The organism is Pseudomonas sp. SC3(2021), assembly GCF_019856535.1.
In the GTDB taxonomy this organism is placed as follows: Bacteria; Pseudomonadota; Gammaproteobacteria; order Pseudomonadales; family Pseudomonadaceae; genus Aquipseudomonas; species Aquipseudomonas monsensis.
Genome location: NZ_CP082236.1, coordinates 4810844 through 4831308, shown reverse-complemented (window position 1 = coordinate 4831308; position 20465 = coordinate 4810844). Strand labels below are relative to the sequence as shown.

The 20465-nt window shown below is 60.6% G+C and carries 16 protein-coding genes and 2 pseudogenes; 16 read left to right on the top strand and 2 right to left on the bottom strand.

Annotation, left to right across the window (positions count from 1 at the left end; translation table 11 throughout):
• From K5Y35_RS21580 to K5Y35_RS21565, 4 genes are all read left to right on the top strand, one after another.
• Entirely contained in the window at window positions 1-1089 is a 1089-nt protein-coding gene (locus tag K5Y35_RS21580; protein WP_128615389.1) for a polyamine ABC transporter substrate-binding protein, read from the top strand.
• Window positions 1086-2387 (top strand): NAD(P)/FAD-dependent oxidoreductase, encoded by a 1302-nt coding sequence (locus K5Y35_RS21575; RefSeq protein ID WP_222832880.1) that lies wholly within the window; start codon window positions 1086-1088, stop codon window positions 2385-2387. The genes K5Y35_RS21580 and K5Y35_RS21575 overlap by 4 nt, the downstream gene beginning before the upstream one ends.
• A 178-nt stretch (window positions 2388-2565) precedes the next feature.
• Window positions 2566-4221, top strand: coding sequence for an intermembrane transport protein PqiB (locus K5Y35_RS21570; RefSeq protein WP_222832879.1), 1656 nt, complete (start codon window positions 2566-2568; stop codon window positions 4219-4221).
• Between the two features lie 16 nt (window positions 4222-4237).
• Window positions 4238-4789, top strand: coding sequence for a membrane integrity-associated transporter subunit PqiC (locus K5Y35_RS21565; RefSeq protein WP_222832877.1), 552 nt, complete (start codon window positions 4238-4240; stop codon window positions 4787-4789).
• On the opposite strand, the pseudogene K5Y35_RS28315 reads toward K5Y35_RS21565, so the two are convergent.
• A pseudogene (locus K5Y35_RS28315) lies at window positions 4750-4932 on the bottom strand (two-component sensor histidine kinase); the annotation flags it as partial. The gene K5Y35_RS21565 and the pseudogene K5Y35_RS28315 overlap by 40 nt on opposite strands.
• Window positions 4933-5458: 526 nt before the next feature.
• Here K5Y35_RS28315 and K5Y35_RS21560 point away from each other — a divergent pair.
• From K5Y35_RS21560 to K5Y35_RS21550, 3 genes and pseudogenes are all read left to right on the top strand, one after another.
• Window positions 5459-6001 carry a histidine phosphatase family protein gene (locus K5Y35_RS21560; RefSeq protein ID WP_315985702.1) on the top strand — a complete coding sequence of 181 codons (543 nt, stop codon included), beginning with the start codon at window positions 5459-5461 and terminating at the stop codon, window positions 5999-6001.
• Between the two features lie 300 nt (window positions 6002-6301).
• On the top strand, window positions 6302-8023 hold the full coding sequence (arnT, locus tag K5Y35_RS21555; RefSeq protein ID WP_222832875.1) for a lipid IV(A) 4-amino-4-deoxy-L-arabinosyltransferase: 1722 nt from the start codon (window positions 6302-6304) through the stop codon (window positions 8021-8023).
• 56 nt (window positions 8024-8079) lie between these two features.
• Window positions 8080-8673 (top strand): annotated as a pseudogene (locus tag K5Y35_RS21550) (TOBE domain-containing protein); the annotation flags it as partial.
• On the opposite strand, the gene xerC reads toward K5Y35_RS21550, so the two are convergent.
• Complete coding sequence (gene xerC / locus K5Y35_RS21545) at window positions 8674-9564, bottom strand: tyrosine recombinase XerC (protein ID WP_222834486.1); 891 nt, start codon at window positions 9562-9564, stop codon at window positions 8674-8676. It abuts the pseudogene before it with no gap.
• A 435-nt stretch (window positions 9565-9999) separates the two neighbouring features.
• Here xerC and arnB point away from each other — a divergent pair, with 435 nt between their 5' ends.
• Genes arnB through K5Y35_RS21500 form a run of 9 tightly spaced genes read left to right on the top strand, consistent with a single transcriptional unit; the run spans window position 10000 to window position 20410 of the window.
• The gene (arnB, locus tag K5Y35_RS21540) at window positions 10000-11148 is read left to right on the top strand and encodes a UDP-4-amino-4-deoxy-L-arabinose aminotransferase (protein WP_222832874.1); all 1149 of its coding nucleotides are present in this window, start codon (window positions 10000-10002) and stop codon (window positions 11146-11148) included.
• The gene (gene arnC, locus K5Y35_RS21535) at window positions 11145-12170 is read left to right on the top strand and encodes an undecaprenyl-phosphate 4-deoxy-4-formamido-L-arabinose transferase (RefSeq protein WP_222832873.1); all 1026 of its coding nucleotides are present in this window, start codon (window positions 11145-11147) and stop codon (window positions 12168-12170) included. The genes arnB and arnC overlap by 4 nt, the downstream gene beginning before the upstream one ends.
• Window positions 12167-14158, top strand: a complete 1992-nt coding sequence (arnA, locus tag K5Y35_RS21530) for a bifunctional UDP-4-amino-4-deoxy-L-arabinose formyltransferase/UDP-glucuronic acid oxidase ArnA (protein WP_222832872.1) — start codon at window positions 12167-12169, stop codon at window positions 14156-14158. The genes arnC and arnA overlap by 4 nt, the downstream gene beginning before the upstream one ends.
• On the top strand, window positions 14158-15042 hold the full coding sequence (gene arnD / locus K5Y35_RS21525) for a 4-deoxy-4-formamido-L-arabinose-phosphoundecaprenol deformylase (protein WP_123468852.1): 885 nt from the start codon (window positions 14158-14160) through the stop codon (window positions 15040-15042). The genes arnA and arnD overlap by 1 nt, the downstream gene beginning before the upstream one ends.
• The gene (arnT, locus tag K5Y35_RS21520; protein WP_222832871.1) at window positions 15039-16688 is read left to right on the top strand and encodes a lipid IV(A) 4-amino-4-deoxy-L-arabinosyltransferase; all 1650 of its coding nucleotides are present in this window, start codon (window positions 15039-15041) and stop codon (window positions 16686-16688) included. Before arnD ends, arnT (K5Y35_RS21520) begins: the two co-directional genes overlap by 4 nt.
• Complete coding sequence (gene arnE, locus K5Y35_RS21515) at window positions 16685-17029, top strand: 4-amino-4-deoxy-L-arabinose-phosphoundecaprenol flippase subunit ArnE (protein WP_186745412.1); 345 nt, start codon at window positions 16685-16687, stop codon at window positions 17027-17029. The genes arnT (K5Y35_RS21520) and arnE overlap by 4 nt, the downstream gene beginning before the upstream one ends.
• Window positions 17026-17439: a 4-amino-4-deoxy-L-arabinose-phosphoundecaprenol flippase subunit ArnF gene (gene arnF, locus K5Y35_RS21510; RefSeq protein ID WP_222832870.1), complete on the top strand. Its 414-nt coding sequence runs from the start codon at window positions 17026-17028 to the stop codon at window positions 17437-17439. Before arnE ends, arnF begins: the two co-directional genes overlap by 4 nt.
• Window positions 17436-18815, top strand: coding sequence for a UDP-glucose dehydrogenase family protein (locus K5Y35_RS21505; RefSeq protein ID WP_123468860.1), 1380 nt, complete (start codon window positions 17436-17438; stop codon window positions 18813-18815). Before arnF ends, K5Y35_RS21505 begins: the two co-directional genes overlap by 4 nt.
• On the top strand, window positions 18812-20410 hold the full coding sequence (locus K5Y35_RS21500) for an ArnT family glycosyltransferase (protein ID WP_222832869.1): 1599 nt from the start codon (window positions 18812-18814) through the stop codon (window positions 20408-20410). Before K5Y35_RS21505 ends, K5Y35_RS21500 begins: the two co-directional genes overlap by 4 nt.
• Window positions 20411-20465: the final 55 nt, after the last annotated feature.

The window sequence follows — 20465 nt, the reverse complement described above, 5'->3', positions numbered from 1 at the left end:
ATGCGTCTGTTGAAATCCATGGTCCCCGCTGCACTGGCGTTGTTGTGCAGCGCCGCCGCACTGGCGCAGCCCCAGGTCAGCGTCTACAACTGGACCGATTACATCGGTGAAACCACCCTCGCCGACTTCCAGGCCAAGACCGGCATCAAGGTGATCTACGACGTTTTCGACTCCAACGAAACCCTCGAAGGCAAGCTCCTCGCCGGCCGTACCGGCTACGACGTGGTGGTGCCGTCCAATCACTTCCTCGCGCGTCAGGTGAAGGCCGGCGCCTTCCTCAAACTGGATCGCTCGCAGTTGCCGAACTGGAAGAACCTCGACCCGAAACTGCTGGCACTGCTGGAAAAAAACGATCCGGGTAACGCGCACTCGGTGCCGTACCTGTGGGGCACCAATGGCATCGGCTACAACGTCGACAAGGTCAAGGAGGTGCTGGGCATCGACCACATTGATTCCTGGGCCGTGCTGTTCGAGCCGGAAAACCTGAAAAAACTGACCCAGTGTGGCGTGTCGATGATGGATTCCGCCGATGAAGTGTTCCCGGCGATCCTTAACTACATGGGCCTGGACCCGCGCAGCGAAAACCCGGAAGACTATAAAAAGGCCGAAGCCAAACTGCTGAGCATTCGCCCGTACATCACCTATTTCCACTCCTCCAAATACGTGTCCGACCTGGCCAACGGCGATATCTGTGTGGCGTTCGGTTATTCCGGCGACGTGTTCCAGGCCGCCAACCGCGCCAAGGAAGCCAGGAACGGCGTGAATATCGCCTACGCGATCCCGAAAGAAGGTGCCAACCTCTGGTTCGACTTGCTGGCCATTCCCTCCGACGCGAGCAATGCCAAAGAGGCCCACGCCTTCATTAATTACCTGCTCGATCCACAAGTGATCGCCAAGGTCAGCGCCTCGGTCGGTTACGCCAACCCGAACCCGGCCGCCAAGCAGTACATGGATCAGGAGCTGGTCAATAACCCTGAGGTTTATCCGTCGCAAGCGGTGCTCGACAAGCTCTATATCTCCTCTACCCCGCCCCAGGCCATCATGCGTTTGATGACCCGCTCCTGGAGCAAAGTGAAGTCGAACAAATGAATCAGTACACCGAAGAACACGCGCGCTCCTATTACGCTGCATCGGCTCGGGCGAGCACGCCTTACCTCAGGCTGGACGGCGATGTGAGTGCCGATGTCTGCGTGATCGGCGGCGGCTTCACCGGGGTCAACACCGCCATTGAACTGGCTCAGCGCGGGCTGTCGGTGGTGTTGATCGAAGCCCGGCGGATCGGTTGGGGGGCCAGCGGGCGCAATGGCGGCCAGTTGATCCGTGGCATCGGCCATGCAGTGGACGGCTTCGCAAAATATGTCGGTCAGGAGGGCGTGCGCTATTTGCACCGTGCCGGGATCGACTCGGTGGAGTTGGTGCGCCAGCGCATCGCCGATAACGTTATCGAATGCGACCTGCGTTGGGGCTTCTGCGAGCTGGCCAACACGCCCGCGCAGTTCGCAGCCTTCCAGCAAGAGCAAGTCGATCTGGCCGAACTTGGCTATGCCCATGAAACCCGCCTGGTCGGCCCCGAGCAAATCCGTCAGCAGGTGGTCAATGCCGATGGGTATGCCGGTGGTCTGGTCGACATGGGCTCGGGTCACTTGCATCCGCTGGATCTGGTCCAGGGCGAGGCCCGCCTGGCGGCTTCACTCGGCGTACGCATCTTCGAGCAGAGCCCGGTGCTGGAAATCATCCACGGCGAGACCGTGCAAGTGCGCTGCACGGGCGGCAGCGTGCGCGCCGGCAGTCTGGTGCTCGGTTGCAATGCGCACCTGGACGACCTCGAACAGCAACTCAGCGGTAAAGTGCTGCCCGCAGGCAGCTACATCATCGCCACCGAACCGCTGTCCGAAGCACGTGCGCGGCAACTGATTCCGCATAACCTCGCGCTGTGCGACCAGAAAGTCGGTCTTGATTACTATCGGCTCTCGGCTGATCGGCGCTTGCTGTTCGGCGGCGCCTGTCATTATTCCGGACGCGATCCGGCGGACATCGCCGCGTATATGCGACCGAAAATGCTCAAGGTCTTCCCGCAACTGGCGGACGTGCGCATCGACTACCAGTGGGGCGGCAAGATCGGCATCACCGCCAACCGCTTCCCGCAGGTCGGCCGACTCAAACAGCATCCGAACGTGTTCTATGCCCAAGGTTATTCCGGGCATGGCCTGAACGTGACGCACTGGTGCGCGAAGCTGCTCGGCGAAGCCATTCATGCCGGGCACAGCCAGGGCATGGATGTGTTCAGCGGCGTGCCACATATGACGTTCCCCGGCGGCCCGGCCCTGCGTTCGCCGCTGCTGGCACTGGGTATGTTCTGGTATCGCCTGCGGGAAATCCTCGGCTGACGCAATATCGTCCTGGTGGCGAGGGTGCTTGCTCCCTCGCCACAAATCACGGCCCCCTCACGCTGTTCCTTAGCTCGCGAGCTATACACATTTGCTCTATCGCCAAGCACTTCTATATTGATGAAGTGCTTTTGCGTTCCTGACGCTCAGTGTGCCCAATAAACCAAGGAGGACCTGGATGAAGTCGTCAGCCGTCGATGAGCCGCGAGCACCGGGCCAGGCCCCGATCAAAACCCGACGCTTCAGCATCTCGCTGGTGTGGATCGTCCCGATCGTAGCAGTGTTGGTGGGCATTTCGTTGGTGGTGCACAACCTGATGCAGGAAGGCCCGACGATCATCGTCAACTTCAAGACCGGCAGCGGCCTGACGGCCAACAAGACCGAGGTCAAATACCGCAACGTGGTCATCGGTCAGGTGACGGGCGTCGAGTTGAGTGGCGACCAGAAAAGCGTCGACGCCACCATCAAACTGGCCAAACAGGCGCAAACTTTCACTCGCGAAGATTCACAGTTCTGGGTGGTGCGCCCACGCATTGGCGCCGGCGGTGTTTCAGGCATCGACACCCTGCTTTCCGGTGACTACATCGGTGCTGACATCGGCCAGTCCAATAGCCATTCAAAGCACTTCAAAGGTCTGGAGAATCCGCCGCCGATCACCTATGGCGAACCCGGCAAGCGCTTCATGCTGCATGCACCGGACCTCGGTTCGCTGGACATTGGCTCTCCCGTTTACTACCGCAAGATTCCGGTCGGCCAAGTGGTCACCTACGCCCTCAACCCCGAAGGCAAAGGGGTCGATATCGAGGTGTTCATTCACTCGCCGAACGACGCGTTCGTCACCGAAAACACGCGTTTCTGGAATGCCAGTGGCATCGACATCAATGTCGGTGCCAACGGCTTCGCCGTGAAGACCGAATCGCTGTCGACCCTGCTGGTGGGCGGTATTGCCTTCCGTGCCCCGGATTACAGCCCCAACGATGTAGCCGCCTCCGACCACAGGGATTTCGAACTGTTCGCCGACCAGCAGACCGCCCTCGCCCCGCCGAACGGCAAGGCGCAATACATGGTGTTGCGTTTCGACCAGTCGTTGCGCGGACTCAAGGTCGATGCGCCGGTTGAGTTCCTCGGTATGGAAATCGGCCGGGTCGTGGGCATCAACCTGGATTTCGATGCGAAAAAACGCACGTTCCCCCTCAACGTCGGCATCGTCATTTATCCGCAGCGTCTCGGTCAGGCCTATAAAAAGATGCTCAGCGAATTCAAGCATGACCCCAACGACGAAGCCGCCGGCATCCGTCTGCTGGGCACCTTCGTCGATAATGGCCTGCGCGCCCAGGCCCGCAGTGGCAACCTGCTGACCGGCCAGTTGTACATCGCGCTGGACTTCTTCCCGAAAGCGGAGAAAGTCGCGTTCGATCCGAGCGCTCGCCCGGTCGTTTTGCCGACCGTTCCCGGAAGTCTCGAACAACTGCAGGAAAAGCTCGAAGCGATGGTCGACAAGCTCAACAAACTGCCGGTTGAACGCATTGCCGGTAACCTCGACAGCAATCTGGTCGAGCTGCGCAAAAGCCTGACGCAGTTCAACGCAAAAACCCTGCCAGGCGTGCAGAACACCCTGGCCGACGTGAGCAAAACCTTGCAGTCCGCCAGTTCGACCCTCGCCGAAGATTCGCCACAGCGTGAAAAACTCACCGAAACCCTCGATGAACTCGGGCGCATGTCGCGCTCGCTGCGGGAGCTGTCGGACTATCTCGGCCGGCATCCGGAATCGTTGATCCGTGGCCGCCCCGACAACGCCGCGCCGCTGGATCTGAAAGGGCCACCGCGCAATTGAGCACAGGAGTCAGACCATGGCTGCACCGTTGAAGATCACCGTGCTCGCCGCGTGCCTGTTACTCGGCGCGTGTCGCAGCGACCCCATCAGTTTTCACACCCTGACCCCGGTGCAATTGCCCAACACCCGGGCCGGCGCGCAGATCCCTATCGAGGGAATCACGGTGCCGCCGCAGGTCGACCGGCCGCAAATCGTCATCCGCCAGGGCAACAGCGGCCTGGCGATTCTGGAAACCCAATGGTGGGGCGCGAGTCTGGCGGATGAGTTGCGCAGCGCGCTGAGCGATCAACTGAGCAATACCGGCAGTCACGGCAATGTCTCGGTGCGCATCGACGTGCAGCGGTTCGATTCAATCCCTGGCCAGTACGGGCTGATCGACGTCAAATGGCGCCTGCGCCCCAGCGGTGCGGCGGACAACAGCCTGCTGACGTGTCGCTCCACGTTGCAAACGCCGTCAGGTCCGGGGATTGACGATCTGGTGATCGCGCAGCAGAACAATGTCAGACGCCTGGCGGCCTTGATCAGTCAGGCGGCGGGCAACTCCCGCACCTGCCCGCCAGTCTCTTGAATCGCCGGCGATAGCGTGACCGTGAAGCGGTAGCCATTAGGCTCGCAGGAGCTGGCCAGCACCATCAACGGCGTGCGCAATTCACGGCTTACGTCACAGGTGAAGAGCTTTTCCCGATTCAGGGTGGCTCTCAACCGGCCCACCGGCAACCAGAGCGCTCATCAAGGCGAACACGATCACAATCCGGATGGCGTGGCTTTGCTTGAGGTCCATCCGCTTCAATGACTCCAGTACCGCTATCAGATCACCCCGCAAGCTTGCGCACGATGCCGTTGCTCAAAGGGCGCAGCTTCGCCTCCACTGTCGCTGTTGTTAAGTAGCGCCGATAAACAAAACGAGTATTTGAGTTTATTTATCAAATAGCCGTTTTAGTTAAAACACCGTGGACCTCGCAAATTTTTCACATGTTCTTCACTGCTCCGCCACGACTGTGGACGTAGTGTTCAGCAGCCATTCAAGTAAATCGCCGTAGAGTAACTTCCTCTTGGGGCTTACGTTGCACTTTACGTGTGAACTGAATGGAACTCGGGAATGACAAGAGGCAACGTCGTGGTTGAATTAGTACAAATACAATCAGCATCCAAACGATGGGATCTGACTCGCCCGCGCACCTGGGCGGTGATCGCTGTCGGCTTGCTGCTGAGTGCACTGATTTGCGGCTTCGCCTGGATGCAACGCTCGCCCGCCAACCTGCGTTATGCCAGCGCCTCGGCCACTCAGGAATGGGTGAAAACCTGGCAGGCCGGCGAGGTGGTCGCGCTGGTGCGCCATACCGAACGTTGCGACCGCTCGACCAATACGTGCCAAGGGCCGGCAGACGGTATCACCCAGGTCGGCAGCACTGCTGCAACCGGCATCGGCCGGGCCTTCACGCAACTGGGGCTGCAGAACACCCAGGTCTTCAGCAGCCCGCTGACGCGCACCCTGCAGACCGCCCATTACATGTTCGACCACGACGCCGTGGCCCAGGAATGGCTGGAAGTGTGCGGTCCGACCTTGCGCAATGACGTCGTGGCGCACAAGACGCCCGGGCAGAACATGATCCTGGTGACCCACAGCGGTTGCATCAGCGACTTTGAAAAACAGACCGGCTATCCCCGTGCCGTCGCTGCGGAATATGGCAGCGCAGTGCTGGTGCGAATTGATCCCAAGGGTCAACTCAACGTCATTGGCATCATGAACCCGGACGGCTGGCCACAATTGAACAAATAATAAGCGGACATTTTTTGTGTAACTTTCCGGTATTTCGTAAGCAAGGCTCTATTTGGAGCTTTGGCACTCGCTCATTTGTAATAAGAAATTTTTGTTAGTTTAAAAAACTCGAAATATTTCATTTTCGAGCTTGTCTTCGCGAGGAGAACTTAAAGCTGGAAGCAGACCCGTTCTCTGAATACAGGACACGCCCACCGGACGTGCTCGCCTCTGCATTCATTCAACCCAGTGCCGCACCTGCAACGGACATCGCCAGGCCGTCACTGAAACGCACACTTTGTACTGCACCAAGGTCCAGTCATGACGTCTATTAACAAGCCGCTGCACCATGCAGCGTTGAATTTGCCGCGCCTCCACCAGAGCACCCTGATCGAGCGTTTTGCGATCCCCGGGCTGGTGCTGGCCTTCGTGGTGTTTTATCTGCTGCCATTGATGACCCACGGCTTGTGGATTCCCGATGAAACCCGTTATGGCCAGATCAGCCAGGAAATGCTGCAGAGCGGCAACTGGGTGGCGCCGCACTTCATGGGCATTCGCTACTTTGAAAAACCGATTGCCGGCTACTGGATGATCGCCATCGGCCAAGCCATCTTCGGTGAAAACCTGTTCGGCGTGCGCATCGCCTCGGCGCTCAGCACTGGCGTGAGCGTGTGGCTGGCCTATCTGCTGGCCCGACGCCTGTGGAACAACCCGCGTCTCAGCGCCGCCTGCGCCCTCCTTTATATGAGCTTTGGCCTGATCGCAGGGCAAGCCGGCTATGCCAACCTCGATCCGCAGTTCACCTTGTGGGTCAACCTCAGTCTGGTGGCGATCTGGTTTGCCATCGACAGCAACACTCCGCGCGCGCGCCTTGGCGGCTGGGTATTGTTGGGATTGGCTTGTGGCATGGGCTTGATGACCAAAGGCTTCCTCGCCCTGATGCTGCCGGTGCTGATCGCCCTGCCCTACATGATCTGGCAACGGCGTTTCGGCGAGTTGGTGCGTTATGGCCTGGTCGCTGTTGTGGTGGCCGCTCTGGTCAGCGTCCCCTGGGCTCTGGCCGTGCATGCCCGTGAACCGGATTTCTGGCGTTTCTTCTTCTGGCACGAACACATCCGCCGTTTTGCCGCCGGTGAAGACGCCCAGCATGCACGCCCATGGTGGTTCTACCTGCCGCTGCTGTTTGCCTCCACCTTGCCGTGGGCACTGCTGTTGCCGTCGACACTGCTGCGCACCTGGCGCGAAAAGCGCGATCCGAAAATCGGCTTCCTGGCCTTGTGGTTCGTGCTGCCGCTGGCATTTTTCAGCGCCAGCAGCGGCAAACTGCCGACCTACATCATGCCGTGTCTGCTGCCATTGGCGTTGTTGATGGGTCACACACTGATGGGCTGGCTCGATCGCCAGGACGCTCGCGTCTTGCGTATCAACGGCGCGGTCAACGTGGTGCTAGCTGTTGCTGCACTGATTGCGCTGATCTATTTGCAAGCAACCCGCGAAGTATACGAACACACCGAAATGTTCAGCCTGTCGCTGGCTTACATCGTGCTGCTCGGCTGGCTGATTGCCGGCTCGCTGCAAACCTTGCGGCCACTGGCGCTGTGGGCCATGCCGGCGCTGGGCATCGGCCTGCTCGTCGCGCTGTTGCCGGCCGCCATGCCGGCGACCGTCGTCAACAGCAAGATGCCGGATCAGTTCATTGCCGAACACCAGCAGGAACTGAGCGCAACCACCTCGTTGCTGAGTAACGATCTGGGTGCTGCGTCGGCCTTGTCGTGGCGCCTGGGACGCCCGCAGGTGGATCTGTTCAACACCGTTGGCGAGCTCAAGTACGGCCTCGATGATCCGGCCATGGCCTCGCGCAAGGTCAGTCTGGACGGTGTTGCGCAGTGGATGGCCGACGCCCGTAAAAAAGGCTCGGTCGGCGTGGTGATGCGGGTCAACAGCACTTCGGACGCTCAGCAACTCGAACTGCTGCCCATCGACGGCAAGCATTATCGTCGTGGCCAACTGGAAATCCTTATTTTCAACCAGAGCCAGCCATGATCCAGACCAAGTCTGAACGGGGACCGTTGCTGCTCCTGCTGGCGGCGACTGCCCTGCTGTTGCTGCTCGACGAACCGTTCTCCGCACTCGACACCGGGTTGCGCAGTGCCATGCGCAAAATGGTCGCGCGCCTGCTCGAAGACGCCGGAGTCACCACCATTCTGGTGACCCACGACCAGAGCGAAGCGTTGTCATTCGCCGATCAATTGGCGGTCATGCGCGCCGGGCGGCTGGTGCAATCCGGGCATCCGATGGACCTTTACCGTTATCCGGACGATGAACAGACTGCGCACTTCCTCGGTGAAGCCGTGGTCTTGCCCGCACGGATCGAGGCCGGTTGGGCGCACTGCGATCTGGGTCAGGTGCCGGTCAACAGCAACGGCTTTACCGGCGCCGCGCACATCATGCTTCGCCCCGAACAATTGCAGATCGCCGAAGTGGCGAGTGACCGTCAGGGATGTCATGCGACGGTCACTGAGCGCGACTTTGCCGGCAACACCTGTACCTTGACGGTCGAGCTGAGCGCCTCTACCACGCAAGCATCAGCCCGCTCGATCCTGGTGCGCAGCACCGGCATGCACGCCCCGTCCGCCGGCAGTTCGGTGTACCTGTCAGTGCTCGGTGCGGCGCATGTGTTTGGCCTGGGCTGATCAGAGATCGAAGCGATCCACCGCCCGCCGCCGCTCGTTGTCATCGCGCACATCGTAGTTGGCGGTGGTCTGGATGTTGCTGTGATGCGCCAGTTTCTGTGCGATCGACAGGTCGTGTTCCTCGATCACCCGGGTGATGAATGAACGACGGAAATCGTGGGGCATGATCTTCACCCCGACCTGGGTGCCCCGCTGCCGGGCGATGTAATAGATCGCGTGCTTGGTAATGCGCTCGCGGGTGATGTGGCTGCCACGGCGAATGCGGTTGAACAGGAAGCCATCGTCGCTCTCGCCCTCCTTGAGGTGTGAACGGCGCAATTCGAGCCACGCATCGAGTTTGGCGAACGCCCACGCCGGGGCGTACTTGATCAGTTGTTTGTTGCCCTTGCCGGTGACCGTCAGGCTGCGTTCAGCGAAGTCGACCTGATTCAGATCCAGATCCACCGATTCCGATTTGCGCATGCCGGTGCCGTACAGCAACGCAATGATTGCAGCGTCGCGCAGGCCTTGCGGGCGCGGGTCGGCGGCACAGACTTCCATCAATTCGTGAATCAGCGTGCGCTTGAGATTACGCCCCTGGGACAGTCGCGTACCGGCGATGCCCTTGACCGAGCGCATCTTTAAAAGATGTTCCTGACTAATCAGACTCATACGCCAGGCCTCATTCATGACCCCGCGCACGGCATTGACATACAGCGAAGAAGTGTTCGGCGCGTAGTTGTCTGCGCGCAATGCCGCCACCAGCGCTACAACATCTTCGGGCTGCAGGGCGTGCCAGGGAATCTCTTCGACATTCATGTCTTCAAAACCCAGGCGATCAGCCGCGTCTTGTAGTACGTAGCGCATGGTGAGTTGGCTGGAAGGCGCCAAACGCGCGAGGTACAGGCTCATCGGGTTGGGTTTCGAAGCGACCGGGGTTGCAGCAACTAAATCAATCAAACGTTAAACCTTGAGTAAAAAGTGTACGACACAACAACAACTAACAAATGCAATGTACTTGAAGTAAAGAAGGCACTTGCCCGCACTGCCGGACAAAAACTGCGATGGACGGCAGAAGCCTGAACAGCGGCTGTATAAGTGACAGATAAACAATTCGCCAACCGGTTTTTCATATTCCTTTCACAAAAACCGGCATAACCTTAATTCCCATCGGTTCAGTGGCGGCCTTGCCCAACCTGCCGGGCAAATGGTGAAAAGTCAATCTATCCCCGACGTCATGCTTTTTTGCCAAGTCATTGATGCAGGAACAGTTTTCTGTGTCTACGCCGAGGCTGGATCACGATGTATCTGTGAATCCATCCTTTATTTGTTATCAATGAGGTGCCCATGAGTCAGGCGTTTCTCCCCTTCTCTCGCCCGAGTATCGGCGATGAGGAAATAGCCGCTGTAGAGCAGGTGTTGCGCTCGGGCTGGATCACGACAGGGCCGAAAAACCAGGCACTCGAAGAGCAATTTGCGCAGTATGTCGGTTGCCGCCATGCGGTGGCCCTGTCTTCGGCAACTGGCGGGATGCACATTGCCCTGCTGGCCCTGGGCATTGGTCCGGGCGACGAAGTCATCACCCCGTCGCAGACCTGGGTCTCGACCGCCAACATGATTTCCCTGCTCGGCGCCAAACCGGTGTTCGTCGATGTCGACCGCGACACGCTGATGACCGACACTGCGCGCATCGAAGCGGCCATCACCCCGCGGACCAAGGCAATCATCCCGGTGCATTACGCCGGCGCCGCGTTCGATCTGGATCCGCTGTATGCCCTGGCCGACAAGCACGGCATCACGGTCATCGAAGACGCTGCGCATGCCGCCGGCACCCGCTACAAGGGGCGTCACGTCGGTTCGCAAGGCACGGCGATTTTCTCCTTCCACGCGATCAAGAACATGACCTGCGCCGAAGGCGCAATGTTCGTCACCGACGACGAAGCCCTGGCCAGCCGCGTGCGTATGCTCAAATTCCACGGCCTGGGCGTTGATGCCTATGACCGCCTGACCGGTGGCCGCAAGCCGCAGGCACAAGTGATGGAGCCGGGCTTCAAGTACAACCTGGCCGACATCAATGCCGCGATTGCCTTGGTGCAATTGCAACGTCTGGACGAAATCAACGCCCGCCGTACCGAACTGGCCAGCGCCTATCTGCAAAGATTCGAAGGCCTGCCGGTACAGCCGCTGGCTCTGCCCGGCTATGCCCAGCAACACGCCTGGCACCTGTTCATCCTGCGCATCGACAGCGAGCGCTGCGGCATGGACCGCGAAACCTTCATGAAAGGCTTGCAGGATCAGGGCATCGGCACCGGTATCCACTTCATTGCCACCCACCTGCACACCTGGTATCGCCAGCGTGACCCCGACCTGTATCTGCCCAACACCGAATGGAACTCGGCGCGACTCTGCTCGATTCCGTTGTTCCCCGACATGACCGATCAAGACCTTGATCGTGTCGTCGGTGCCATCGCCACCCTTTTGGACAAACGCCCGTGAAACCCTATCCAATCCGATGTGTGTCGATCGTTATCCCGGTCTACAACGAACAGGACAGCCTGCCGGAACTGCTGCGCCGCACCGAAGCGGCGTGCCGGATGCTGCATCATGAATTTGAAATCGTCCTGGTGGACGACGGCAGTCGCGACGACTCCGCCCAGATGCTTGAAGAAGCGGCGAGCCGCGTAGACAGCCCGTTCGTGGCGGTCATTCTCAACCGCAATTATGGCCAGCACGCGGCGATCATGGCCGGCTTCGAGCAGTGCAAGGGCGATGTCGTGATCACGATCGACGCTGACCTGCAGAACCCGCCGGAAGAAATCCCGCGCCTGGTCGCCGAGGCGGAAAAAGGCTACGACGTGGTCGGCACCGTGCGTGGCGATCGCCAGGACTCGGCGCTGCGCCGCTACCCGTCGAAGCTGATCAACCTCGCCGTGCAACGCTCCACCGGCGTCGCCATGAGCGACTACGGCTGCATGCTGCGCGCCTATCGTCGCACGATCATCGACGCGATGCTCGCCTGCCGTGAACGCAGCACGTTCATCCCGATCCTCGCCAACAGCTTCGCCCGCCACACCACCGAAATCGTTGTCGCCCACGCCGAGCGTGAACACGGCGATTCGAAATACAGCCCGATGCGCCTGATCAACCTGATGTTCGATCTGGTGACATGCATGACCACCACACCGCTGCGTCTGCTGAGCATCGTCGGCTTCGCGATGGCCGGGTTGGGCGTGTTGTTCGCCATTGCGCTGATCGTGCTGCGCCTGGCGTTCGGCGCCGACTGGGCGGGTGACGGCATGTTCGTCCTGTTCGCCGTACTGTTCGTGTTTACCGGTGGCCAGTTCATCGGCATGGGCCTGCTGGGTGAATACCTGGGTCGCATGTACAGCGACGTGCGCGCCCGCCCACGCTTCTTCATTGAAAAGGTGCTGCGCAGTCAGCCGGCCGTTCCGGCCCCTGCGGTCACCGTTGATGGTCTCTCTTCTTCTCCTACTTCTTCCGATCAGGTTCTCTCATGAGTGCAAAAACTGTTGTCTTCGCCTACCACGATATTGGCTGTGCCGGCATTGAAGCCCTGCTCGACAGCGGCTATGACATTGCAGCAGTGTTCACTCACGCCGATGACCCGAAAGAAAACGCGTTCTACGCGTCGGTGGCGCAACTGTGCGCCAACAAAGGCATCCCGGTGCACGCCCCGGAAGACGCCAACCACCCACTGTGGATCGAACGTATTGCCAAGCTGAACCCGGATTACATTTTCTCCTTCTACTATCGCAACCTGCTGAGCGAAGCACTGCTGACCACCGCCAAAAAAGGCGCGTTCAACCTGCACGGCTCGCTGCTGCCACGCTACCGCGGTCGCGCACCGGCGAACTGGGTGCTGGTCAACGGTGAAACCGAAACCGGCGTTACCCTGCACCGCATGGTCAAACGCGCTGATGCCGGCGCCATTGTGGCCCAGCAACGCGTGGCCATCGAGCGCAGCGACACCGGTCTGACCCTGCACGCCAAACTGCGCACTGCCGCCAGCAATCTGCTGCGCGACACCCTGCCGAACATGTTGCAAGGCAGGATCACCGAAACTCCGCAGGACGAGTCCAAAGCCACCGTGTTCGGCCGTCGCACTCCGGCGGATGGCAAGCTGATCTGGGCCAAACCGGCTGAAGAACTGTTCAACCTGGTGCGTGCCGTGACCCGTCCTTACCCGGGCGCCTTCTGCGCCGTGGGCGAGCACAAGCTGATCGTCTGGAGTGCCGAAGTCGTCAAGGGCAACGAAGGTCAGGCCCCTGGCCGTGTGATCAGCGTCGATCCCCTGCGCATTGCCTGCGGTGAAGACTCGCTGGCAATCACTGCCGGTCAGCGCAACGACAACGGTCTGTACCTGAGTGGCCCGCAACTGGCCAACGAACTGGGTCTGGTTGACGGCTCGCTGTTGCGCGGTGCCGAGTCCGGTCGTGCGCCACGTCGTACCCGCGTACTGATCCTCGGCGTCAACGGTTTCATCGGTAACCACCTGTCCGAGCGCCTGCTGCGTGACGACCGTTACGATGTCTACGGTCTGGACATCGGCTCCGACGCCATCGAGCGTCTGCGCAGCCACCCGAACTTCCACTTCGTCGAAGGCGACATCAGCATTCACTCCGAGTGGATCGAATACCACATCAAGAAGTGCGACGTGGTTCTGCCGCTGGTGGCCATCGCCACTCCGATCGAATACACCCGCAACCCGCTGCGCGTATTCGAACTGGACTTCGAAGAGAACCTGAAGCTGGTTCGCTACTGCGTCAAGTACAACAAGCGCGTGATCTTCCCGTCGACCTCCGAAGTCTATGGCATGTGCCAGGACAAGAACTTCAACGAAGACACCTCGAACCTGATCGTTGGCCCGATCAACAAGCAGCGCTGGATCTACTCCGTATCCAAGCAACTGCTGGACCGCGTGATCTGGGCTTACGGCGCCAAAGGCCTGAACTTCACCCTGTTCCGGCCGTTCAACTGGATGGGCCCGCGTCTGGACCGCCTGGATTCGGCCCGTATCGGCAGCTCCCGCGCCATCACCCAACTGATCCTCAACCTGGTGGAAGGCACGCCGATCCGTCTGTTCGACGGTGGCGAGCAGAAGCGCTGCTTCACCGACATCGCTGACGGCATCGAAGCTCTGGCCCGCATCGTCGATAACGAAAACGATGCCTGCAACGGCCAGATCATCAACATCGGCAACCCGGACAACGAAGCCAGCATCCGTCAGTTGGGCGAAGAGCTGCTGCGTCAGTTCGAAGCGCACCCGCTGCGCCACAACTTCCCTCCGTTCGCCGGTTTCCGCGACGTGGAAAGCAAGGCGTTCTACGGTGCCGGCTACCAGGACGTGGAACACCGCAAGCCAAGCATCGCCAACGCCAAGCGCCTGCTGAACTGGGAACCGACCGTGGAGATGAGCGAAACCATCGGCAACACCCTGGACTTCTTCCTGCGTGAAGCCATGCTCGAAATCGCGGACAAGAAGTAATGCAGGCAGGACTTCGTATAGATGTCGACACCTACCGCGGCACCCGTGAAGGTGTGCCGCGACTGTTGGAAATGCTCGACGAGGCTCAGGTCAAGGCGACGTTTTTCTTCAGTGTCGGCCCGGACAACATGGGCCGGCATCTGTGGCGCCTGATCCGCCCGCAGTTCCTCTGGAAAATGCTGCGTTCCAACGCCGCCGGCCTGTACGGCTGGGACATTCTGCTGGCCGGCACTGCCTGGCCGGGCAAACCGATTGGCCGGGATCTCGGGCACCTGATGCGTCAGGCCCGGGACGCCGGTCATGAGGTCGGCCTGCACGCCTGGGATCACCACGGCTGGCAAGCCAATGCCGGGCGCTGGAGCCAGGCGCAACTGATCGAGCAGATTCGTCAGGGCGTCGATACGTTGAGCGATATCCTCGGTGCGAAGATCGAGTGTTCGGCCTCCGCCGGCTGGCGTGCGGACGAACGGGTGATCGAGGCCAAGCAGGCCTTCGGCTTTCGCTACAACAGCGACTGCCGCGGGCAAAGCCTGTTCCGTCCGCTGCTGGCGGACGGCACACCGGGCACGCCGCAGGTTCCGGTGGACTTGCCGACCTTCGATGAAGTGGTCGGCCCGCACGTGGCGGCGAAGGACTTCAACGCCTTCATCCTCGACCGGTTCCGGCCGCAGGCACTCAACGTCTATACCATTCATGCCGAAGTCGAAGGGATTCTGATGGCTCAGGACTTTCGTCAATTGCTGGTCAATGCTCGCCAGCGCAGTATTGACTTCCAACCCTTGGGCAACCTGTTGCCCGAGTATTTCAACTCCTTGCCCGTGGGTCGCGTGCAACGCGGTGCGCTCGAAGGCCGTGAAGGCTGGCTGGGAGTGCAAGGCGCATGACCAGACGCTGGGCACTGCCGCTGTTGATCGGGCTCTGTCTGCTGGCCTATCTGTTGCCGTTGAGCACACATGGCCTGTGGATCCCCGACGAAACCCGTTACGCACAGATCAGCCAGAACATCCTGCTGAGCGGCAACTGGGTCTCGCCGCATTTCATGGGGCTGCGTTATTTCGAGAAACCGATTGCCGGTTACTGGATGATCGCCATCGGCCAGGAATTGTTCGGGCAGAATCTGTTCGGCGTGCGTTTCGTGTCGGCCCTGAGCACTGCCTTGAGCGTGCTGCTGGCCTACCTGATCGCGCGCCGGCTGTGGAACGATCCGCGCAAGAGTTTCGTCTGCGCCCTGCTCTACATGAGCTTCACCGTCGTTGCCGGTCAGGCCGGGTACGCCAACCTCGATCCGCAGTTCACCTTCTGGGTCAACCTGAGTCTGGTGGCGCTGTGGTTTGCGCTCGACAGCAAAAGCACCGGCCAACGTCTGGGGGCCTGGGCAGTGCTGGGACTGGCCTGCGGCATGGGGTTCATGACCAAGGGTTTTCTCGCCTGGTTGTTACCGGTGCTGATCGCGTTGCCGTGGATGCTCTGGCAGAAACGCTGGCGCGAACTGCTGGTGTTCGGTCCGGTGGCCATCGCCATCGCGATCGTCGTCAGCTTGCCGTGGGCACTGGCGGTGCATGCGCAGGAACCGGATTACTGGCGGTTCTTCTTTTGGCACGAACACATTCGCCGCTTTGCCGGCGACGATGCGCAGCACGATGCGCCGTGGTGGTTCTACTTGCCGCTGCTGGTGCCCTTCAGTCTGCCGTGGGTCGGCCTGTTGCCAAGCGCTTTCCGGCAAGCCTGGCAAACCCGGACCCAGTCGAAGATGGTCTTCCTGCTGTTGTGGCTGTTGCTGCCACTGGGCTTTTTCAGCCTGAGCAACGGCAAGCTGCCGACCTACATCCTGCCGTGCCTGTTGCCGATGGCGCTGCTGCTGGGCAATGCGCTGGCTGATCGCTTGCGGCTGGAGCAAGGCCGGGCACTGGGGATCAATGGCCTGCTGAATCTGCTGCTGGGCGTGGTCCTGCTGATCGCACTGGTTTACCTGCAATTGACAAAACCGGTGTACGACCACGAACTGCACAGCATGGTGCTGGTGTTCATCGCCCTGATCGGCTGGATCATCGCCAACCTGGCGCAAGCGTTCCTGCCGCTGCAATGCTGGGCGGCACCGGCACTGGGCAGCCTGTTGCTGGCGGGGGTGCTGCCGGCGGCGTTGCCCAAGTCGGTGGTGGCCAACAAAACCCCGGATCAGTTCATCCGGCATCACGTCACTGAACTGTCCGGCACCACGCATTTGCTGAGCAACGACCTGGGCGCCGCAGCAGCCTTGGCCTGGCGTCTGAAAACGCCGCAGGTCGCGCTGTACAACACGGTTGGCGAACTCAAGTACGGACTTTCCTATCCTGAAGGCGCTGAACGCCGGCTCACCAAAGAAACCGTTCAACAATGGGTCCGCGAAGCCCGCCGTACCGGATCGGTCGGCGTACTGATGCGCGTCAAGGGTCAGAGCGAGCTGGAAGAGCTCGACCTGCTGCCCAAGGACGGTACCCGTTACGAATCGGGCAATCTGGTGATTATGGTTCTGCCCAAGGTCGCGTCATGAGCTGGCTACTGTTACTGACGGCGTGCCTACTGACGTGCCTGGGGCAAGTGGCGCAGAAATTCGCCGTGGAAAGCTGGCGTGGCGTCGAGTCGTCCTGGGCCGACAAACTGCGTTCGCCATGGTTGTGGCTGGCGCTGTTGGCCCTCGGTAGCGGGCTGCTGGTCTGGCTGCTGGTGTTGCAGCGCCTCGAAGTGGGCATCGCTTACCCGATGCTCAGCCTCAACTTTGTCCTGATCACCCTGATCGCCCGCTTCGTCTTTCGCGAGCCCATCGACCGCCGGCATTGGCTGGGCGTGGCGCTGGTGATCGGCGGCGTGGTGCTGCTGGGGCAACAGTCATGAACAAGGCACGCGGTATCGGCTTTGCCCTGGCCAGTGTGGGCTTGGTCAGCAGTGCCCAGTTGGGCATGCGCTGGAGCATGACGCGCCTGCCGCAACCGGAACAATGGCTGACGGCGCTGAGCGCCGGCAGTGTAGATCTGAGCGCATTAGCCGTGGTGATCGCGGCGATTTTCGCCTACGCCCTGTCGATGCTCTGCTGGCTCGCGACGCTGCGCGACCTGCCGTTGGGGCGGGCCTATTCGCTGTTAAGCATCAGCTACGCGCTGGTGTACCTGCTGGCGGCCAGTCTGCCGCTGTTCAACGAATCGTTCAGTTTCACTAAATCGCTGGGCGTGGCACTGGTCATGCTCGGGGTCATCACTATCAACTCTCGTCCGTCTCGTGCGCCCGAACTCAGGAGTGCTCCATGAAAATCACAGTATTTGGTAGCGGTTATGTGGGTCTGGTGCAGGCCACCGTGTTGGCCGAAGTCGGCCATGACGTTGTGTGCATGGATATCGACGAGAAGAAAGTCGAACTGCTGCGCCAAGGCCACGTCAGCATTTTCGAACCGGGTCTGTCGAGCCTGGTGCGTGAAGGTCTGGACTCCGGTCGTCTGACGTTCACCGCCGATGAAAAACTCGCCGTGCAACACGGTCGCGTTGCGTTCATCGCCGTGGGCACACCGTCCAGCGAAGATGGCTCGGCCGATCTGAAATACGTGCTGTCGGTGGGTAACGCCGTGGTACGCCACCGTGAGCAGCCGCTGATTCTGGTGGAAAAATCCACCGTACCGGTCGGCACTGGCGACACCCTGCGTGCGCACATCGAGGCCGCGCTGGACGCCGCCGGCCGTGAACTGCAGTTCGATATCGTCTCCAACCCGGAATTCCTCAAGGAAGGCTCGGCGGTGTCCGACTGCCGTCGTCCCGACCGCATCGTCATCGGCTGTGAAGGTGACGAGGTGCGCGATGTGATGCGCGACCTGTACTCGCCGTTCAACCGCAACCACGACCGCATCATGTTCATGGACCTGCGCAGCGCCGAGCTGACCAAGTACGCCGCCAACTGCATGCTGGCAACCAAGATCAGCTTCATCAACCAGATCGCCGAACTGGCCGAACACCTGGGCGCCGACATCGAGTCGGTACGCCAGGGCATCGGTGCCGATAGCCGCATCGGTTATCACTTCATCTACCCGGGCTGCGGCTACGGCGGTTCGTGCTTCCCCAAAGACATGCGCGCGCTGATCCACAGCGCCGAACAGGCGCACTGCTCCAGCGACCTGCTACAAGCGGTCGAGGCGATCAACGAGCGGCAGAAGCACAAGCTGTTCGACCGCATCAATGCGTTCTACAAAGGCGACCTGCGCGGCAAGACCTTCGCCCTGTGGGGCTTGGCGTTCAAACCGAACACCGACGACATGCGCGACGCACCGAGCCGCGTGCTGCTCGACTCACTGTTTGCCGCCGGCGCCAGTGTTCGCGCGTTTGACCCGGAAGCGATGCAGGAAACCCAGCACCTGTACCCGAACGAAGAAAAACTGATGCTGATGGGCACCCCGGAATCAGTGCTGGCGGGTTCCGATGCGCTAATCATCTGCACCGAATGGCAACAGTTCAAGGCGCCGGATTTCGACCTGATCGAGCAACGCCTGAAAGCCCCGGTGATCTTCGACGGCCGCAACCTGTACGATACCGACCGCCTGGCTCGCAATGGCTTCAAGTACTTCCCGATCGGCCGAGGCGATTCGCGCAAACTGCCGATCCCGCTGCAGCAGTGGTCCGCCACTGCGTACGTCGCTTGATCACGTTGTCGCCCGAGATTCGCCGACAGTCCCTGCTCGCAGGGCTGTTGGCGTTTTTATTGTGCATGGCCGGGGTCTACGGGCAGGCCCCTATCGGTTTCGATTCGCGGTTTGTGTTGTTCGCACAGGAAATGCTGCGCCACGGGCCGACGGTCTTTCCCACGACGTATGGCCAGCCGTACGCGGATTATTCGGCGGTGTCGACGCTGTTTGTCTGGCTGCTGTCGCTACCGTTCGGGACGGTGAATGCCTTGACCGCGTGGGCACCGAGCGCGATGGCCGGCGCCGTGATCGTCACGTTGATGTATCGCTTGCTGGCGCCGTACTCGCGGCGCTGGGCGTTGATCAGTATCGCGTTGCTGATGTTGACCAGTGGCTTCGTGACCGAAGTGCGCGCGGTGTCGCAGGATCTGCTGCTGGCGGCGGTGGCATTTGCGCTGTTTTACCTCGGTTATGCCCACGACCATTTCGCGGGTGGGCGCCGTTGGCCGCTGATTTTCGCTTTGCTGTTGCTCGGTTTCGGCATTCGCGGTCCCATCGGCTTGGTGGTGCCGACCGGCATGCTCTGCAGTTATTACCTGCTCAATCGACAGTGGTCGCGTCTGCTGGTGTTTGGTGTGCTGGCAGCGGTGTTGCTGGTGGCGTGCGTCGGTCTGCTGTTGTGGCTGGCCCGGGTCAGCGGCGGTCCGGGATTCATGCAGGACGTGATCCGCATGCAGTTCATGGGGCGCATGGACGGTAGCGAAGGGGTCAGCGGATCGCTGTATTACTTCACCAGTTCCTTCGGCAACTATGCGCTGGCCTACCCGTTGGCGTTATTGGCATTGGCGGCGTCATGGCTGGGCAAACCGCAGCAGCGCGGCCCCGCGTTGCGTCTGGTGCAGTATTGCGCGGCGGCCGGGTTGATCGTGATGGTCGGCTTGTCGATCCCGCAAGCGAAGAAAGCGCGGTATCTGCTGCCGATGTTGCCGATGGCGGCGATCATCGCGGCGTATCCGTTCCAAGTGGCACATGGCTGGGTGTTTCGCGGGTTGCGCGGGTTGATGCTTGGCCTGTGGCTGCTGACGCCGGGTGTCCTGATGGTGCTGTTGTTCGTGGCGCGCCGGCGCTTTCCCGAGCAATTGCAAGACGTCACCTTTGTTTTGATCGGCCTCGGTGCACTGCAACTGGTGGCGCTGTCACGGCTGTTGATGCCGCGTTGGCGCCCGGAAGTCCTGGCACTGACGGCGGTCCTGGCATTGTGGACGGTTTATGTCGCGGTATTTGAACCGGCCGAGCGGCGTCTGTACGACACGCAAACCTTCAGCCGGGACGCCTTCGCGCAGATTCAGCGCAATCCCGCGCCGGTGGTGCTGCACGGCATGGGCAAGGATGCGAAGGCGATCAAGTTCATGGTCAACCTCGAGCAGGACCTGCAACCGCAGTTCAGCGACAGCATCCAGCAACTCGAGGCGGTACACGGCCCGGCGTGGCTGATGATGGATCGCAGCGATTTCCAGGCCCTGCAAGGCACGCCAATCGGTGAATTAAAACCGGTACTGACTGGCAGCTTCGACAAAAACGACTACGTCCTGTTGTACCTCAAGCCCTTGTAGGCGTTGCCGAAGGCTGCGATCTTTTGCTGTTTAAGCATCAACAGCAAAAGATCGC

What these genes read in the sequence shown, in the direction of transcription:
- K5Y35_RS21580 (WP_128615389.1), top strand. Translation starts at nt 1, where the DNA reads ATGCGTCTGTTGAAATCCATGGTCCCCGCTGCACTGGCGTTGTTGTGC.
- K5Y35_RS21575 (WP_222832880.1), top strand. Translation starts at nt 1,086, where the DNA reads ATGAATCAGTACACCGAAGAACACGCGCGCTCCTATTACGCTGCATCG.
- K5Y35_RS21570 (WP_222832879.1), top strand. Translation starts at nt 2,566, where the DNA reads ATGAAGTCGTCAGCCGTCGATGAGCCGCGAGCACCGGGCCAGGCCCCG.
- K5Y35_RS21565 (WP_222832877.1), top strand. Translation starts at nt 4,238, where the DNA reads ATGGCTGCACCGTTGAAGATCACCGTGCTCGCCGCGTGCCTGTTACTC.
- K5Y35_RS21560 (WP_315985702.1), top strand. Translation starts at nt 5,459, where the DNA reads ATGCAACGCTCGCCCGCCAACCTGCGTTATGCCAGCGCCTCGGCCACT.
- arnT (WP_222832875.1), top strand. Translation starts at nt 6,302, where the DNA reads ATGACGTCTATTAACAAGCCGCTGCACCATGCAGCGTTGAATTTGCCG.
- xerC (WP_222834486.1), bottom strand. Translation starts at nt 9,564, where the DNA reads ATGAGCCTGTACCTCGCGCGTTTGGCGCCTTCCAGCCAACTCACCATG.
- arnB (WP_222832874.1), top strand. Translation starts at nt 10,000, where the DNA reads ATGAGTCAGGCGTTTCTCCCCTTCTCTCGCCCGAGTATCGGCGATGAG.
- arnA (WP_222832872.1), top strand. Translation starts at nt 12,167, where the DNA reads ATGAGTGCAAAAACTGTTGTCTTCGCCTACCACGATATTGGCTGTGCC.
- arnD (WP_123468852.1), top strand. Translation starts at nt 14,158, where the DNA reads ATGCAGGCAGGACTTCGTATAGATGTCGACACCTACCGCGGCACCCGT.
- arnT (WP_222832871.1), top strand. Translation starts at nt 15,039, where the DNA reads ATGACCAGACGCTGGGCACTGCCGCTGTTGATCGGGCTCTGTCTGCTG.
- arnE (WP_186745412.1), top strand. Translation starts at nt 16,685, where the DNA reads ATGAGCTGGCTACTGTTACTGACGGCGTGCCTACTGACGTGCCTGGGG.
- arnF (WP_222832870.1), top strand. Translation starts at nt 17,026, where the DNA reads ATGAACAAGGCACGCGGTATCGGCTTTGCCCTGGCCAGTGTGGGCTTG.
- K5Y35_RS21505 (WP_123468860.1), top strand. Translation starts at nt 17,436, where the DNA reads ATGAAAATCACAGTATTTGGTAGCGGTTATGTGGGTCTGGTGCAGGCC.